Raw genomic sequence first — 13,548 nt, 5'->3', positions numbered from 1 at the left:
GCCTCAGCCCCAGCTTAGGCGGACGGCCCGCACCAGGGCGGGGGATCACACCGTGACGACCCGCAGTCCCGCCTCCTCGAACCCCCGCACCGTCTCCGCGTCGGCCGCCGTGTCCGTGACCAGCGTGCCCACCGCGCCGGCCGCGCAGATCCGGGCGAACGCCCGCTGCCCCAGCTTGCTGGAATCGGCGGCCACCACCACCCGCTCCGCGCGCTCGCACAGCAGCCGGTTGATCGCGGCCTCGGCCTCGTCGTGCGCCGCCGCCCCGTGCGTCACGTCGAAGGCGACGACGCCGAGCACCGCGACGTCGACGGTGATCTGCCCGAGCACGCCGTCCGCGAGCGGACCGACCAGCTCGTACGACTGGGCCCGCGCCACCCCGCCGGTCAGCACGATCTTGAACTGGGGGCGCACGGCCAGCTCGCTCGCGATGTTCAGCGCGTTCGTCACCACGGTCAGCGCGGGCGACCCGGACGCCAGATCGCCGCGCACGGCCAGGGCCCGCGCCACCTCGGTGGTGGTCGTGCCACCGGTCAGCCCGACCGCCTCACCGGGGGCGACCAGGTCCGCCACCGCCTTCGCGATGCGCTGCTTCTCGGAGGCGTGGCGCGCCGTCTTGTAGCGCAGCGGCAGCTCGTACGACACGCCGTGCACCACCGCGCCGCCCCGCGTGCGCACCAGCATCTGCTGCTCGGCCAGCCCGTCGAAGTCGCGGCGGATCGTCGCCGCCGACACCCCGAGCTCCGCGGCCGCCTCCTCGACGTCCAGCCGGCCGCGCTCCACGAGCAGTTCCAGCAGCGCCTTCCAGCGGGCGTCGCGCGACATCCGCACCTCCACGTCTCGATCTCCCGGCGACCCTAGCGCACCCGAACGCGCTGAATGCTTGATGATGCTCGAAAGCTGGCGCTATCTTGCAGGAACAATCAGAGCGGAGGATGCGGCATGACGCATGTCGAGGACGAGCTGACCAGCCAGCCCGAGTGCTGGACCCGCGCCGCGGCGGAGGCGGCGCGGTACGCGGAAGCACTGCCGGCGCCGGGGGAGCGGGTCGCGATCGTCGGCTGCGGCACCTCGTACTTCATGGCGCAGGCGGCCGCCGCCCTGCGCGAGGGCGCGGGCCAGGGCGAGACCGACGCCTTCGCCGCCTCGGAGTTCCCGCACGGCCGCGCCTACGACCGGGTCGTCGCCCTCACCCGCTCCGGCACCACGACCGAAGTCCTCGATCTGCTCGGCCGGCTGAAGGGCCGCACCCGCACCACCGCGATCACCGCCGACCCCGGCACCCCGGTGATGACGGCCGCCGACGAACTCGCCGTCCTGGACTTCGCCGACGAACGCTCCGTCGTCCAGACCAGGTTCGCCACCACGGCCCTCACCTTGCTCCGCGCCCACCTGGGCCTCCACCCCGGCACCGCCGTCACCGACGCCCGCACCGCCCTCACGGAACCCTTCCCCGACGGCCTCGAGACCTGCGCCCAGTTCACCTTCCTGGGACGCGGCTGGACCATCGGCCTGGCCAACGAGGCCGGGCTGAAGATGCGCGAGGCCGCGCTGGCCTGGGCGGAGTCCTACCCTGCGATGGAGTACCGGCACGGGCCCATCAGCGTCACCACGAGCGGAACCGCGACCTGGATGCTCGGAACGGCCCCCGAGGGGCTGGCGGCGCAGGTGCGGTCCACGGGCGGGAGGTGGATCGAGGGGCGGCTCGACCCTCTCGCCGAACTGGTCCGGGCCCAGCGCCTCGCGGTCGCCGTCGCCGCGTCCCGCGGCCTCGACCCGGACAGCCCGCGCCACCTGACGCGCTCGGTGATCCTCGCGCCCTGACCATCGACCCTGGAGACACCGTGCCCCTCACCACCACCGGCGAGCTCGTCGCCCGGGCCGCCGCCGCCCGTTCGGCCATCGCCTCGTTCAACGTCATCACCCTCGAACACGTCGAGGCCGTCATCGCGGGCGCCGAGTCCGTGCCCGCCCCCGTTGTCCTCCAGGTCAGCGAGAACGCGGTCAGATTCCGCGGCGGGCAACTGTTCCCGCTCGCCCGCGCGGCCGTCGCCGCCGCCGAACGCGCCGCCGTACCGGTCGCGTTGCACCTCGACCACGTGCAGAGCGAAGCGCTGCTGCACCAGGCCGCCGATGCCGGCTTCAGCTCCGTGATGTACGACGCGGCCCGGCTGCCCTACGCGCAGAACCTCGCCGCGACCCGGGCGGCCGTCGACTGGGCGCACGCCCGAGGACTGTGGATCGAGGCCGAGTTGGGCCAGATCGGCGGCAAGAACGGCAGACCGCCGCTGGACGCCCACGCCCCGGGCGCCCGCACCGACCCCGACGAGGCCCGGGGCTTCGTCGCCGACTCCGGTGTGGACGCCCTGGCCGTCGCCATCGGCAGCGCCCACGCCATGACCACCCGCACCGCCACCCTGGACCACGCCCTCCTCGAGCGGCTGTCCGCCGCACTGGACGTCCCGCTCGTCCTGCACGGCTCCTCCGGCGTCCCGGACGGCGAGCTCACGGCGGCGGTCGCGGGCGGCATCACCAAGGTCAACGTCGGCACCGCCCTGAACGTCGCGCTGACCGGCGCCCTCCGCGACTTCCTCGCCGACCGCCCCGAGGCGGTCGACCCGCGCGCCTACCTGACGGTGGCGCGGGAGGCGATGACACGGGCGGTGACGCGGACCCTCCAGGTGCTCGCCGCGCCTACCGCTTGACGGCCTTCAGCACCACGAACTTCCGGTCACCGGCGACCAGGCGGCAGTTCCCGAACAGCCGCCGCAGCTTGACGTGGTAGCCCAGATGCCGGTTGCCGACCACCCACAGCTCACCGCCCGGCCGCAGTGTGCGCCGCGCCCCCGTGAACATCCGCCAGGCCGTGGCGTCCGTCGTCGCCTGGTGGGAATGGAACGGCGGGTTGTTGAGAACCAGGTCGACACTGCCGGACGGCACGCCCGCCAGCCCGTCGCCCACCCGGAACTCGGCGTGCCCCGGCACCCCGTTCGCCTTGTATGTCGCCTCCGCCGAAGCCACGGCCTGGAACGACTCGTCCACGAACAGCACCTCGGCCGCCGGATCGGCCAATGCCACCGCCGTACCGACCACGCCGTTGCCGCAGCCGAGGTCCACCACCCGGCCGCCCCGGGCACCCGGCAGATGCCGCAGGAAGAACCGGGTGCCGATGTCGAGCCGGTCCGCGCAGAAGACCCCCGCGTGATTGACGACGGTGCCTCCCGCCGCCGGGCCGATGTCGTCCGGGAGCGTGTAGACGTACGGCCACGGACTGGCGGGCCGCTCCAACTCCGGATCCGGCGTGCAGAAGATCAGCCGGGCCTTCTTGGCGGCGAGCGAGGTGCGGGTCGGGCCGAGGATCCGCTCGAACAGCTGGAGCGTCGAGGTGTGGATCTCCTTCACCATTCCCGTGCCGACGACGACCGTCCCCGCGTGCACCGCCGGTGCCAGCCGCAGCAACTGGTCCTCCAGCAGCGCCAGGCTCTTCGGCACCCGCACCAGCAGCACGTCGATCCGCTCCGGCGGAGGATCCTGCGTGGTGAGCAGCCCCACCGCACCGGGCTCCGCCCCGGCCCGTGCCAGGTTCGCCCGGGTCGCCTCCTGCGCCAGGCAGGAGTCGGTGATCTGCACCGGCCGGTGCGCCGCCAGCGCCGTGACCAGCGCGCCCCAGCGGTCACCGACGACCACCACCGTGCCCGACAGCGGGACCCGCTCCCCGGCCAGGTGACCCAGCAGATACTCGTCGGAGGCGTCCCAGGCGCGCAGCCTGTCACGCGGGTCCTCGGGAAAACGGCTCAGCGCGAGCTCGCCCCACGGCGTCGTCATACGGTCGTCCATCGTGCGTCAAGGCTAGCCGAGCCGCAGCTCACCACCGGTAGGGGAGGATGGGAGGCATGGACGCCGAACTGTTCCCCCGGGAGCGTACGGAGGTCGCGCCGGGCGCCGTGCATGTGCCCGGCTGGCTCGACACGCCGCACCAGTGCGAGCTGCTGGAGGCCTGCCGGGCGTGGGCGCGCCCACCGGCCGGGCTGCGCACGGTCCGCACGCCGGGCGGCGGCACCATGACCGCCCGGCAGGTGTGCCTGGGCTGGCACTGGTACCCGTACGCCTACGCCCGCACGGTCGTCGACGGCGACGGCGCCCCGGTCAAGCCGTTCCCCGAGTGGCTGGGCGAGCTGGGCCGCCGGGCGGTGCGGGACACCCTCGGCGAACCGGCGGCGGAGTACGACATCGCCCTCGTCAACTTCTACGACGCCGACGCCCGCATGGGCATGCACCGCGACAGCGACGAGAAGTCCGACGCGCCGGTGGTGTCGCTGAGCCTCGGCGACACCTGCGTCTTCCGGTTCGGCAACACCGAGACCCGAACCCGGCCGTGGACCGACGTCGAGCTGCGCAGCGGCGACCTGTTCGTCTTCGGCGGCCCGTCCCGGCTCGCCCACCACGGGGTCCCCCGGGTCCACGCGGGCACGGCGCCACCCGGACTGGGCCTCACCGGACGGCTCAACATCACGCTCCGGGTCAGCGGGCTGTAGACCACCGGCCCGGCGGATCATGGGAGACTCGCCACCATGAGCGGGAAGGCGGACCCCCGGCCGGCGGGGGATGGGAGCACCTCGAGGACGCGGCTGGACCGGGGGCGCTCAGCGCTCGGGCCCGCGCTGGAACTCGTGCACACCGGACGCGCCCCGACCCGTGCCGTGCTCACCGCCGAGCTCGGGGTGACCCGGGCGACGGCCGGTGCGGTAGCCGCCGAACTGGAAGCCCTCGGGCTGATCCGGGTCGACGCCAGGCCCGCCGCGGCGGCCGGTTCGCAGGGCCGGCCCTCGCACAAGCTGGCCGTGGCCGAGAACGGGCCGGTCGCGCTCGCCGCGCAGGTGCACGCCGACGGGTTCCGCGCGGCGCTGGTCGGGCTGGGCGGCCGGATCGTCGCCACCGCGCCCGGCTGCGAGGTCGTCGACGCCGACCCGGCGAAGGTGCTCGCCTCCGTCGTCACGGCGGGCGCCGAGCTGCTGCGGGAGACCGGCCGCCGGTGCGTCGGCGCGGGACTCGCCGTACCGTCCGCGGTCGCCGAACCGGAGGGCCTCGCCCTGAACCCGCTGCACCTGGCCTGGCCCGCGGGCGCGCCCGTACGGGACATCTTCGCCGAGCAGGTGCGCGCGGCCGGCATCGACGGACCGGCGTTCGCCGCCAACGACGTCAACCTCGCCGCGCTCGCCGAGCACCGGCACGGCGCCGGGCGCGGCGCCCGCGACCTGCTGTGCGTGGCCACCGGCCACCGGGGCGTCGGCGGTGCGCTCGTCCTGGACGGCCGCCTGCACCGGGGCAGTTCCGGCCTCGCGCTGGAGGTCGGACACCTCACCGTGCACCCCGAGGGCCGGCCCTGCCACTGCGGCAGCCGCGGCTGCCTGGACGTGGAGACCGACCCGCTGGCCTTCCTCACGGCGGCGGGACGCGAGCCCGGCCCCGAGGTGTCCCTGCTCCAGCAGTCCATCGACCTGGTCCGCCACCACTACGACGAGCCGGGCATCCGTACCGCCGCCGAGGCGCTCATCGACCGGCTCGGCCTCGGGCTCGCCGGCCTGGTCAACATCCTCAACCCGGACCGGATCATCCTCGGCGGTCTGCACCGCACCCTCCTCGACGCCGACCCCGGCCGGCTCCGCGCGGTCGTCGCCGACCGCAGCCTGTGGGGCCAGAGCGGCGGAGTCCCCATCCTGCCCTGCACCCTCGACCACAACAGCCTGGTCGGCGCCGCCGAACTGGCGTGGCAGCCGGTGCTGGACGACCCGCTCGGGGCACTCGCCTAGGACGGGCACCGGAAAGGGGCTTGTCCGCGCGGCTTCCGGGAAGGCTCGCCGCTGAGCGGGCAGGCTGGTCCACAGGCAGCACGCCCGCACCGCACCATCGAGGAAGTTGACGCAATGACCGACAAGCTCACCGTGAGCGTCCTGGGCACGGGCATCATGGGCGCCGCGATGGCCCGCAACCTCGTCCGTGCCGGGCACACCGTCCGTGCCTGGAACCGGACCCGTGCCAAGGCCGAGCCGCTGGCCGCCGACGGCGTGCACATCGCCGACACCCCCGCGCAGGCCGTCCAGGACAGCGACGTCGTCCTGACCATCCTGTACGACGGTTCCGCCGCCCTGGACACGATGCGCGAGGCCGCCCCTGCCCTGCGCGCCGGCACCGTCTGGGTGCAGTCCACCACCGCCGGCATCGACGGCGTCGCCGAGCTGGCCGCCTTCGCCCGCGAGCACGGCCTGGTCTTCTACGACGCCCCCGTCCTGGGCACCCGCCAGCCCGCCGAGACCGGGAAACTGACTGTGCTCGCCGCGGGCCCCGCCGAGGGCCGGGAGCGGGCGACCCCGGTCTTCGACGCCGTCGGCGCCCGCACCGTGTGGGCGGGCGAGGACGGGGCGGAGGGCGGCGCCACCCGGTTGAAGCTGGTCGCCAACAGCTGGGTCCTCGCCGTCACGGCAGCCGCCGGTGAGGCCCTCGCCCTGTCCAAGGCCCTCGGCGTCGACCCGCACAGCTTCTTCGACATCGTCGCGGGTGGCCCGCTCGACATGGGCTACCTGCGGGCCAAGTCCGACCTGCTCCTCGACGACCGGCTGACACCGCCCCAGTTCGCGGTGGGCACCGCCGCCAAGGACGCCCGCCTGATCGTCCAGGCCGGTGCCGCGGGCGGCGTCCGCCTGGACGTGGCCGAGGCGGCCGCCGCCCGCATGGAGCGGGCCGCCGAACAGGGCCACGCCGACGAGGACATGGTCGCGGCCTACTTCGCCAGCTTCGACGAGAAGAAGTAAGTCCGCCTGATCACCTGGAGGTTCACCTCATGTCCAAGCCGCCGCTGCCGCCCGAGGCCGACGCCCTGCTCAGCCGGCCCAACCCCTGCGTCATGGCCACCCTGCGCTCCGACGGCGCACCGGTCTCCACCGCCACCTGGTACGCGTGGAAGGACGGCCGGGTGCTGATCAACCTCGACGGGGGCCGCGTCCGCCTGAAGCACCTGCGCCGCGACCCGCGCGTGACGCTCACCGTCCTCGCCGGTGACGACTGGTACACCCACGTCACCCTCATCGGCCGTGTCACCGAGATGTACGACGACGAGGACCTGGCCGACATCGATCTCCTCGCCCGGCACTACATCGGCAAGCCCTACCCGGACCGCGACCGCCCCCGGGTCAGCGCGTGGGTCGAGGTGGACCGCTGGCACGGCTGGGGTGCGCTGAAGGACAGCGACCAGGCAGGCGGCTGAGGCCGCCGACCACGCCGGTCAGTGCCACTCCACGGCGAACGCCCGGCCGGGGTTCTCCGTGAGGACGCGCCCCACCAGGTCCTCGCCGACGGCGTGGACGAGGCGCGGACGCACCCGGCGCAGCAGGTACGGCATCCCGGGGCCGCCGCTCACCGAGCGGGCGGCGGCCGTCGTGGTGTCCGCGCCCAGCAGCAGCCGGTCGCCGAACCCGGCGTCGGCGAGCGCCCGTACGGCGTCCGGCATCCGCCAGTCCGTGGCGTGGTTCGCCTGTGACGGCCCGTCGAAGGCCAGATAGCAGCCGGACTCCGCGGCCTGCCGGTGCACCACGAGGTCGGGGGAGCGGTTCAGGTGCCCGAGCACCACCCGGTGCGGCGGCACCCCCAACTCCTCGCACAGCAGGTCCAGTACGTCCAGCGCGCCGGTGCCCAGTTCCAGGTGCACGGCGATGCTCGCTCCCGTGGCGTGATGCGCCTCGGCCGCCGCCGTCATGGTCCAGCGGGCGTGCGCGTCCAGGCCGTGGAAACCGCCCGCGACCTTCACCAGACCCGCCCGCACCCCCGACACCCCGATGCCCGTGGTGAGTTCGGAGACGAACACCTCGGCGAGGCGGCCCCGCAGCCCGGCGAGCGTGTCCTCGTCGTAGTGCACTGCCTGATGCAGACCGGTCGCGGCCACCACGTGCACGCCGGTCTCCCGGGACAGCGGCGGCAGGTCGGCGGCCCGCCGCCCGAGCCCGTACGGCGTCCACTGCACCACCGCCTGCCCGCCCTGCTCCCCGAACGCGACCAGCTCCGCCCGTGCCGCCGCCACGCTGCGCAGCTCCTGGCCGGGCAGCCGGGGACTGCCGAAGAACAGGTGGTCATGGGCGTCACACACGCCCAGGTCCCCGGGCGGCACGTCCCCCAGTACCGTCCGGACCGCGCTCACCACCGGCGTCCCCGGGGCAGCCGGTCCCGGCCCGGCGCCGACAGGTGCAGCACCTCGAACACGTCGCCGTCGGCCTCGGGCCGGTCCTGCTCCCAGAGGGAGAAGTGCACCAGCTCCCAGCGGCTCGTGTCGACGGCGGCCGCGGCGAGCAGGGCACCGTCCTGCGCGGCCAGCCGCCGGGCCTCGCGCACCGCTTCCTCCGCCGTCTCGGCCAACGGCCCCGACTCCGCCACGGGTTGGCGCCGCCGCACCGCGAACCGCGCGTGTGAACCGGTCCCTTCCTCGTACGCGAGTCCCGTCCACTGCCGCGCGGACGGCCGCCCGAAGTCGTCGCTCAGACCCTGGAAACCGCCGCCCCAGAGGAAGGCGTTCATGCCGTCGACGGTGTTCCACAGGTAGAAGGGCGCGTACTGGTTGACCGGCGAGCCGCGCCGGCCGTGCTCGCGCATCAGATAGGCCTTGAGCCCGAGCCCGTCCCAGTCGTCGAGCAGATGCCCCAGCCGGGCGACACGGTGGCGGACGACACCCATGTCGTAGTCGGCGGGCAGGGTGACTTCGTACTGCATGGCATGCATCGACGTCTCCTCAGGCGGTGCGGGGTGCCAGCAAGGACAGCAGGCCCCGCACCCCGGCGTCGAACGCGGCCGGGGAGCCGCAGGCGCGGGCGAGGACGTATCCCCCCTGGACGGTCGCGACGACCGCCGCCGCGATCTCCTCGCCGTCCAGCGAGGGCGCGAACTGACCCTGCTCCTTGCCCTCCTCGACGATCCCGGCGAGCCGGCCCCGGAGCCAGTCGAGCGTCTCGTCGACCGGTGCGCGCAGTTCGGCGCTGGCGATGACGTCCGGGTCCATGGTCAGCCGTCCGACGGGGCAGCCCCGCAGTACGTCCCGCTCGCGCCGCAGATACGCCTCGATGCGCTCGAAGGGCGTGCCCGGGCCGTCGAGTACTCCCGCGGCGGTGGCCCGCATCTCCTCGGCGGTCCGCCGGATCGCGGCCAGCGCCAGGTCGGGCTTGCCCTTGAAGTGGTGGTACATGCTGCCCTGCCCGGCGTCCGCGCGCTCCAGGATCGCCTTGGGGCTCGTGCCCACGTAGCCGCGCTCCCACAGCAGCTCGCGGGTGGACTCGATCAACCGCTCCGAGGTGCTCATGTGCTCACTGTACATACCAGTAGTTACAGAAGTCGAGCCTCGGGGAAGCAGCCGCGGACCGCCCGCCTACTCCCCACGAGGTACGCACGGTGCCGCTGGCCGTACGACGACCCGGGCCCCCTCACGGGACGACTCTCGGAAGCGACACACAGGACATCGCGGCACCGCATCACCGCGGCATCGCATCCGAGGAGTTGGACGACATGCAGACCCTGGCGAACTTCGGCGACGGCGGCCCCGGGCCGTGGATCCTGCTCTTCCCGGTGATCTGGGCCCTGGTCATCGGCGGCGGCATCGCACTGCTGCGCCGCACGGTGTGGCGCGGACGCCGCGGCGGTCCCTGGCAGCGGCCGACGGCCGGGAACGACTCTCCCATCACCGTGCTCGGCCACCGCTTCGCCTCCGGCGAGATCGACGAGGACGAGTACTGGCGCCGGCTGTCCGTGCTGAACGAGGAGTTCGGCCGCAAGGGCGGTGCGGCATGACCACGACGACCGCCCCGACGGCCACACGGCCCGCCGCCCGGGTCGTCGACGCGGTGAAGGTGTACGGCGCCGCCGACACCGCCGAACACGCCCTCGACGGAGTGTCCCCGGCCTTCCCGGCAGGCCGCTTCACCGCCACGGAGTGACGACGCCGGGCGCCCACCACGGGGAGGGAAGAGTGGTCACCGCCCGGTCAACCGGCAACGGCGGACCGGGCGGGAGCATGTTCGGGCCGGAGTCCGTCGGCGGCGTGCGCGACCTCGGCGACGGCGAACCTGCGCACGGGCTTCTCCTGGACCGCGCGCCGTGCCCGGCGGGGCGGTGCCGCGACCGCGGGGGCGGATGTCGGGAGCGTGAACCAGACGACCTTGCCGGACTCGCCGTCCGGCCGGACACCCCAGCTCTCGCTCATGGCGGCCACCATCGCGAGCCCGCGCCCGCAGGTCGCGAGCGGCGCGATGTCCTGGGGATCCTCCACCACGGGCATCCGCGGGTCATGGTCGCGTACCGACACCGTGAGCCGGTCGAGCAGCAGCTCTATCTCCACGGTGCACGTCTTGTCGGGCTGGGCATGCCGGTGGACGTTGGCCAGAAGCTCGGTCACGCCGAGCGAGGCCCGGTCGATCAGGGCGTCCAGATGCCAGTAGCGCAACTGCGCAGATACGATTCTGCGGACCTGGCCGATCCGCGACGGCAGGGCTTGGAGCTCCACCGTGCAGTGTCTGCTTGGGTAGCTGATCACGGCTGCGACTCCCCGACGTGAGGTCCGGAAGAACACGGAGTTCGGATCCAGCAGGGCGCCTTCGTGGCACTGCCGCCCGCTGTCGTGGCCGGCGGGCTGGTTCGCAGCGTTATCGCCGGTAAACCCAGAGTGACGTGAGACCAGAGTGACGCAGGGGGTGGGGTACCGCAACTCGCGGACATCTCAGTCGCCACGCCCCGCCGCCCGGCGCACGGCCTCGATGAAGCGCCGCGCGGCCGGCGGCCCCGGCTCGCCCGGAGCGGGGTCGTGGTCGCCCAGGGTGAGCAGGTACCGCTTGCCGTTGAGATCCGCCGTGGCCCGGTCCTCGGGGCCGAACCAGGGCTTGGAGGCGCGCACCGCCTGCACCGGCGCGCTGTCGATCTCACTGCCGTAACTGGTCAGCAGCTCGAGCCGGCCGTCGCTGATCCGGACCTGTCCGGCCCGGGTGAGCGAACGCAGCCGCTTCCCGATCCGCACGCCCGTGGCCCTGAACTCCGGCTCCGCCATGCCACCCGCCCCCTTGTGCGCGTCGGTGCACCGGCCCGCGCTCCCCGCGATGCCCGGTACAGGCTCGTGTCCTGATCCAGTGTGCCCCCGTCCGGGGCCTGCGTCCCGCGATGCAGTCTGCCCTCACCCCTCGTCGAGCACCAGTGCACGCGACCCCCTCTCCGGGGGGCGCCCGGAGCACAGGCGCATGTGCCCCCCCGGGACCGCGCGCCCCCTTGCCCCGGGTCCTGCCCCAGGGGGCGCTTTGGGGGGCTCAAAGCTGCGTTTATGCAGGTGAGAAGCGTGTGGAAGGTGCATATGATCGGGGTGTCGGCCGCGCGCCCCGTTGTCGGCGCGCAGCGTTAGGAGCCCCCCGTGAGCACTCCCCAGCAGACTTGGACCGGCGTGACCCTCGACGTCGACCACAGTGACACCGCTTACCGTGCGTGGCTGAAAGAAGCCGTCCGCAGGGTCCAGGCCGACGCCAACCGCTCGGCGGACACGCACCTGCTCCAGTTCCCCCTGCCGGAGCGGTGGGGCATCGACCTGTACCTCAAGGACGAGTCGACCCATCCCACCGGCAGCCTCAAGCACCGGCTCGCCCGCTCCCTCTTCCTGTACGGCCTGTGCAATGGCTGGATCCGGCCGGACAGACCCGTGATCGAGGCCTCCAGCGGCTCGACGGCCGTCTCCGAGGCGTACTTCGCGAAGCTCATCGGCGTTCCCTTCATCGCCGTCATGCCGCGCACCACGAGCGCGGAGAAGATCCGCCTCATCGAGTTCCACTCCGGCCGGTGCCACTTCGTGGACGACCCCCGCACGATGTACGAGGAGTCGGCCCGTCTCGCGGCCGAGACCGGCGGCCACTACATGGACCAGTTCACCTACGCCGAACGGGCCACGGACTGGCGCGGCAACAACAACATCGCCGAGTCCATCTTCCGGCAGCTGCGCCTGGAGCGGTTCCCCGAGCCGGCGTGGATCGTCGCCACGGCGGGCACCGGCGGCACCTCCGCGACCCTCGCGCGCTACGTCCACTACATGCAGTACGACACCCGCGTCTGTGTGGCCGACCCCGAGAACTCGTGTTTCTTCGAGGGCTGGACCACCGGCGACCCCGACGTCACCTGCGACTGCGGTTCCCGTATCGAGGGCATCGGCCGGCCCCGCATGGAACCCAGCTTCGTGCCCGGGGCGATCGACCGGATGATGAAGGTGCCCGACGCGGCCAGCGTCGCCGCCGTACGGGCACTGGAGCGCGCCATCGGCCGCAAGGCGGGCGGTTCGACCGGCACGGGCCTGTGGAGCGCGCTGAAGATCGTCGCGGAGATGGTGGGCGAGGGACGGCAGGGCAGCGTCGTGACCCTGCTGTGCGACCCGGGGGACCGGTACCTCGACAAGTACTACTCGGACACCTGGCTGGCCGCCCAGGGACTGGACATCGAGCCGTACACGGCGGCGATCGACTCGCTGCTGGACACGGGCGTCTGGCCCGACTGAGACCGGGCTGCGAGGCCCCGGCCGTCAATCTCGCACCAGGGACCCTCCTGGGCAGGAGCGGGCGGTGACCGCAGGAGTCAACCCAGCCGGCGCACCGTCAGATGTCCGCCTCCTCCTCGGGCTCCCCGGCCACCACCAGCCGCCGCAGATGCTCCGTGACCACACCGCGCGCCTCGTCCGGCAGACCGGCGTCCGTCACGAGCGTGTCGATCCGCTCCAGGGCGGCGAACGAACTCAGGCCGACCTTGCCCCACTTGGTGTGGTCGGCGACCACCACCACCCGCCGGGCAGACTGCACCAGCCGCCGGTTCGTCTCGGCCTCCGCGAGGTTCGGCGTAGACAGGCCGGCCTCGACCGATATGCCGTGCACTCCGAGGAACAGCAGGTCGAAGTGGAGCGCGGCGATGGCCTGGTCGGCGACCGGTCCCACCAGCGAGTCGGACGGCGTGCGCACACCACCGGTCAGCACGACCGTGGCGGCGCCCTGCCGGGGGCCCGAGGTGCGCTGTGCCGCGTGGAACACGTCGGCCACCCGCACCGAGTTGGTGACCACCGTCAGGTCCGGCACGTCGAGCAGCTGGTGCGCCAGCGCGAACGTCGTCGTACCGCCGGACAGGGCGATCGCCGCTCCCGGCGCGACCAGCTTGGCCGCGGCCCGGGCGATGTCCTCCTTGGCGGTCAGCTCCAGGCCCGACTTGGCCTCGAAGCCCGGTTCGTGCGTACTGGCCTCGACCACCGGCACCGCGCCGCCGTGCACCTTCTCCAGCACGCCCTGGCGGGCGAGCGCGTCGAGGTCGCGGCGGACCGTCATGTCCGACACGCCGAGCTTGCGGGTCAGCTCGTTGACCCGGACCCCGCCCCGGCGGCGCACCTCGTCGAGGATCAGGGATCGCCGCTGCTCCGCGAGGAGGTTCTGATTCTCGCTCACGTACGCTCCGGTCCTTTCGCCTCAATACCGTCCGACAAGCTCCGCACACCCTCCCGACTGGGACATTCTT

General features: G+C 73.3%; 16 protein-coding genes and 1 pseudogene. 9 read left to right on the top strand and 8 right to left on the bottom strand.

Features of this window, described 5'->3' with window-relative positions; translation table 11 throughout:
- Window positions 1-45: 45 nt before the first annotated feature.
- Window positions 46-825, bottom strand: coding sequence for a DeoR/GlpR family DNA-binding transcription regulator (locus tag ABZ016_RS15820; protein ID WP_356917179.1), 780 nt, complete (start codon window positions 823-825; stop codon window positions 46-48).
- Window positions 826-942: 117 nt separating this feature from the next.
- Between ABZ016_RS15820 and ABZ016_RS15815 the strand changes: the two genes are divergently transcribed.
- Both ABZ016_RS15815 and ABZ016_RS15810 read left to right on the top strand, forming a co-directional pair.
- A complete protein-coding gene (locus ABZ016_RS15815; protein WP_356917178.1) occupies window positions 943-1,824 on the top strand; it encodes an SIS domain-containing protein in 882 nt (293 codons plus the stop codon).
- A 20-nt stretch (window positions 1,825-1,844) separates the two neighbouring features.
- Window positions 1,845-2,705 (top strand): class II fructose-bisphosphate aldolase, encoded by an 861-nt coding sequence (locus ABZ016_RS15810; protein WP_356917177.1) that lies wholly within the window; start codon window positions 1,845-1,847, stop codon window positions 2,703-2,705.
- Here ABZ016_RS15810 and ABZ016_RS15805 read toward each other — a convergent pair.
- Window positions 2,695-3,837, bottom strand: a complete 1,143-nt coding sequence (locus ABZ016_RS15805) for a methyltransferase (protein ID WP_356917176.1) — start codon at window positions 3,835-3,837, stop codon at window positions 2,695-2,697. The genes ABZ016_RS15810 and ABZ016_RS15805 overlap by 11 nt on opposite strands.
- A gap of 56 nt (window positions 3,838-3,893) precedes the next feature.
- On the opposite strand from ABZ016_RS15805, the gene ABZ016_RS15800 reads away from it, so the two are divergent.
- The 4 genes from ABZ016_RS15800 to ABZ016_RS15785 all read left to right on the top strand — a co-directional run bounded on the left by ABZ016_RS15800 (window position 3,894) and on the right by ABZ016_RS15785 (window position 7,261).
- Entirely contained in the window at window positions 3,894-4,535 is a 642-nt protein-coding gene (locus ABZ016_RS15800; RefSeq protein WP_356917175.1) for an alpha-ketoglutarate-dependent dioxygenase AlkB, read from the top strand.
- A 36-nt stretch (window positions 4,536-4,571) separates the two neighbouring features.
- Window positions 4,572-5,810 carry an ROK family protein gene (locus tag ABZ016_RS15795; protein WP_356917174.1) on the top strand — a complete coding sequence of 413 codons (1,239 nt, stop codon included), beginning with the start codon at window positions 4,572-4,574 and terminating at the stop codon, window positions 5,808-5,810.
- Window positions 5,811-5,924: 114 nt separating this feature from the next.
- Window positions 5,925-6,809, top strand: coding sequence for an NAD(P)-dependent oxidoreductase (locus ABZ016_RS15790; RefSeq protein ID WP_356917173.1), 885 nt, complete (start codon window positions 5,925-5,927; stop codon window positions 6,807-6,809).
- 29 nt (window positions 6,810-6,838) lie between these two features.
- Window positions 6,839-7,261 carry a PPOX class F420-dependent oxidoreductase gene (locus ABZ016_RS15785; RefSeq protein ID WP_356917172.1) on the top strand — a complete coding sequence of 141 codons (423 nt, stop codon included), beginning with the start codon at window positions 6,839-6,841 and terminating at the stop codon, window positions 7,259-7,261.
- Between the two features lie 18 nt (window positions 7,262-7,279).
- Here ABZ016_RS15785 and ABZ016_RS15780 read toward each other — a convergent pair whose 3' ends face one another.
- From ABZ016_RS15780 to ABZ016_RS15770, 3 genes are read right to left on the bottom strand one after another with little or no spacing between them, the layout of a single operon-like run.
- Window positions 7,280-8,188: a phosphotriesterase gene (locus tag ABZ016_RS15780; RefSeq protein ID WP_356917171.1), complete on the bottom strand. Its 909-nt coding sequence runs from the start codon at window positions 8,186-8,188 to the stop codon at window positions 7,280-7,282.
- Window positions 8,185-8,763 carry a DUF4865 family protein gene (locus ABZ016_RS15775; protein ID WP_356917170.1) on the bottom strand — a complete coding sequence of 193 codons (579 nt, stop codon included), beginning with the start codon at window positions 8,761-8,763 and terminating at the stop codon, window positions 8,185-8,187. Before ABZ016_RS15775 ends, ABZ016_RS15780 begins: the two co-directional genes overlap by 4 nt.
- Window positions 8,764-8,773: 10 nt before the next feature.
- The gene (locus ABZ016_RS15770) at window positions 8,774-9,337 is read right to left on the bottom strand and encodes a TetR/AcrR family transcriptional regulator (RefSeq protein ID WP_356917169.1); all 564 of its coding nucleotides are present in this window, start codon (window positions 9,335-9,337) and stop codon (window positions 8,774-8,776) included.
- Between the two features lie 203 nt (window positions 9,338-9,540).
- On the opposite strand from ABZ016_RS15770, the gene ABZ016_RS15765 reads away from it, so the two are divergent.
- On the top strand, window positions 9,541-9,822 hold the full coding sequence (locus ABZ016_RS15765) for an SHOCT domain-containing protein (protein ID WP_356917168.1): 282 nt from the start codon (window positions 9,541-9,543) through the stop codon (window positions 9,820-9,822).
- Window positions 9,819-9,959, top strand: a pseudogene (locus tag ABZ016_RS15760) (ABC transporter ATP-binding protein); the annotation flags it as partial. The gene ABZ016_RS15765 and the pseudogene ABZ016_RS15760, both read left to right, overlap by 4 nt.
- Window positions 9,960-10,015: 56 nt before the next feature.
- Here the strand turns inward: ABZ016_RS15760 and ABZ016_RS15755 are convergent.
- Together ABZ016_RS15755 and ABZ016_RS15750 are read right to left on the bottom strand one after the other, a co-directional pair.
- Entirely contained in the window at window positions 10,016-10,564 is a 549-nt protein-coding gene (locus tag ABZ016_RS15755) for an ATP-binding protein (RefSeq protein ID WP_356917167.1), read from the bottom strand.
- Between the two features lie 183 nt (window positions 10,565-10,747).
- Complete coding sequence (locus ABZ016_RS15750) at window positions 10,748-11,071, bottom strand: hypothetical protein (protein ID WP_345662070.1); 324 nt, start codon at window positions 11,069-11,071, stop codon at window positions 10,748-10,750.
- Between the two features lie 354 nt (window positions 11,072-11,425).
- Here ABZ016_RS15750 and ABZ016_RS15745 point away from each other — a divergent pair, with 354 nt between their 5' ends.
- On the top strand, window positions 11,426-12,550 hold the full coding sequence (locus ABZ016_RS15745) for a PLP-dependent cysteine synthase family protein (protein WP_356917166.1): 1,125 nt from the start codon (window positions 11,426-11,428) through the stop codon (window positions 12,548-12,550).
- Window positions 12,551-12,647: 97 nt separating this feature from the next.
- Here ABZ016_RS15745 and ABZ016_RS15740 read toward each other — a convergent pair whose 3' ends face one another.
- Window positions 12,648-13,478 carry a DeoR/GlpR family DNA-binding transcription regulator gene (locus tag ABZ016_RS15740; RefSeq protein WP_356917165.1) on the bottom strand — a complete coding sequence of 277 codons (831 nt, stop codon included), beginning with the start codon at window positions 13,476-13,478 and terminating at the stop codon, window positions 12,648-12,650.
- Between the last annotated feature and the right edge of the window lie 70 nt (window positions 13,479-13,548).

Source organism: Streptomyces sp. NPDC006372 (assembly GCF_040612515.1).
GTDB lineage: Bacteria > Actinomycetota > Actinomycetes > Streptomycetales > Streptomycetaceae > Streptomyces.
This window is presented reverse-complemented; position numbering and strand designations above follow the sequence as displayed.

What these genes read in the sequence shown, in the direction of transcription:
- ABZ016_RS15820 (WP_356917179.1), bottom strand. Translation starts at nt 825, where the DNA reads ATGTCGCGCGACGCCCGCTGGAAGGCGCTGCTGGAACTGCTCGTGGAG.
- ABZ016_RS15815 (WP_356917178.1), top strand. Translation starts at nt 943, where the DNA reads ATGACGCATGTCGAGGACGAGCTGACCAGCCAGCCCGAGTGCTGGACC.
- ABZ016_RS15805 (WP_356917176.1), bottom strand. Translation starts at nt 3,837, where the DNA reads ATGGACGACCGTATGACGACGCCGTGGGGCGAGCTCGCGCTGAGCCGT.
- ABZ016_RS15800 (WP_356917175.1), top strand. Translation starts at nt 3,894, where the DNA reads ATGGACGCCGAACTGTTCCCCCGGGAGCGTACGGAGGTCGCGCCGGGC.
- ABZ016_RS15795 (WP_356917174.1), top strand. Translation starts at nt 4,572, where the DNA reads ATGAGCGGGAAGGCGGACCCCCGGCCGGCGGGGGATGGGAGCACCTCG.
- ABZ016_RS15790 (WP_356917173.1), top strand. Translation starts at nt 5,925, where the DNA reads ATGACCGACAAGCTCACCGTGAGCGTCCTGGGCACGGGCATCATGGGC.
- ABZ016_RS15785 (WP_356917172.1), top strand. Translation starts at nt 6,839, where the DNA reads ATGTCCAAGCCGCCGCTGCCGCCCGAGGCCGACGCCCTGCTCAGCCGG.
- ABZ016_RS15775 (WP_356917170.1), bottom strand. Translation starts at nt 8,763, where the DNA reads ATGCATGCCATGCAGTACGAAGTCACCCTGCCCGCCGACTACGACATG.
- ABZ016_RS15770 (WP_356917169.1), bottom strand. Translation starts at nt 9,337, where the DNA reads ATGAGCACCTCGGAGCGGTTGATCGAGTCCACCCGCGAGCTGCTGTGG.
- ABZ016_RS15765 (WP_356917168.1), top strand. Translation starts at nt 9,541, where the DNA reads ATGCAGACCCTGGCGAACTTCGGCGACGGCGGCCCCGGGCCGTGGATC.
- ABZ016_RS15750 (WP_345662070.1), bottom strand. Translation starts at nt 11,071, where the DNA reads ATGGCGGAGCCGGAGTTCAGGGCCACGGGCGTGCGGATCGGGAAGCGG.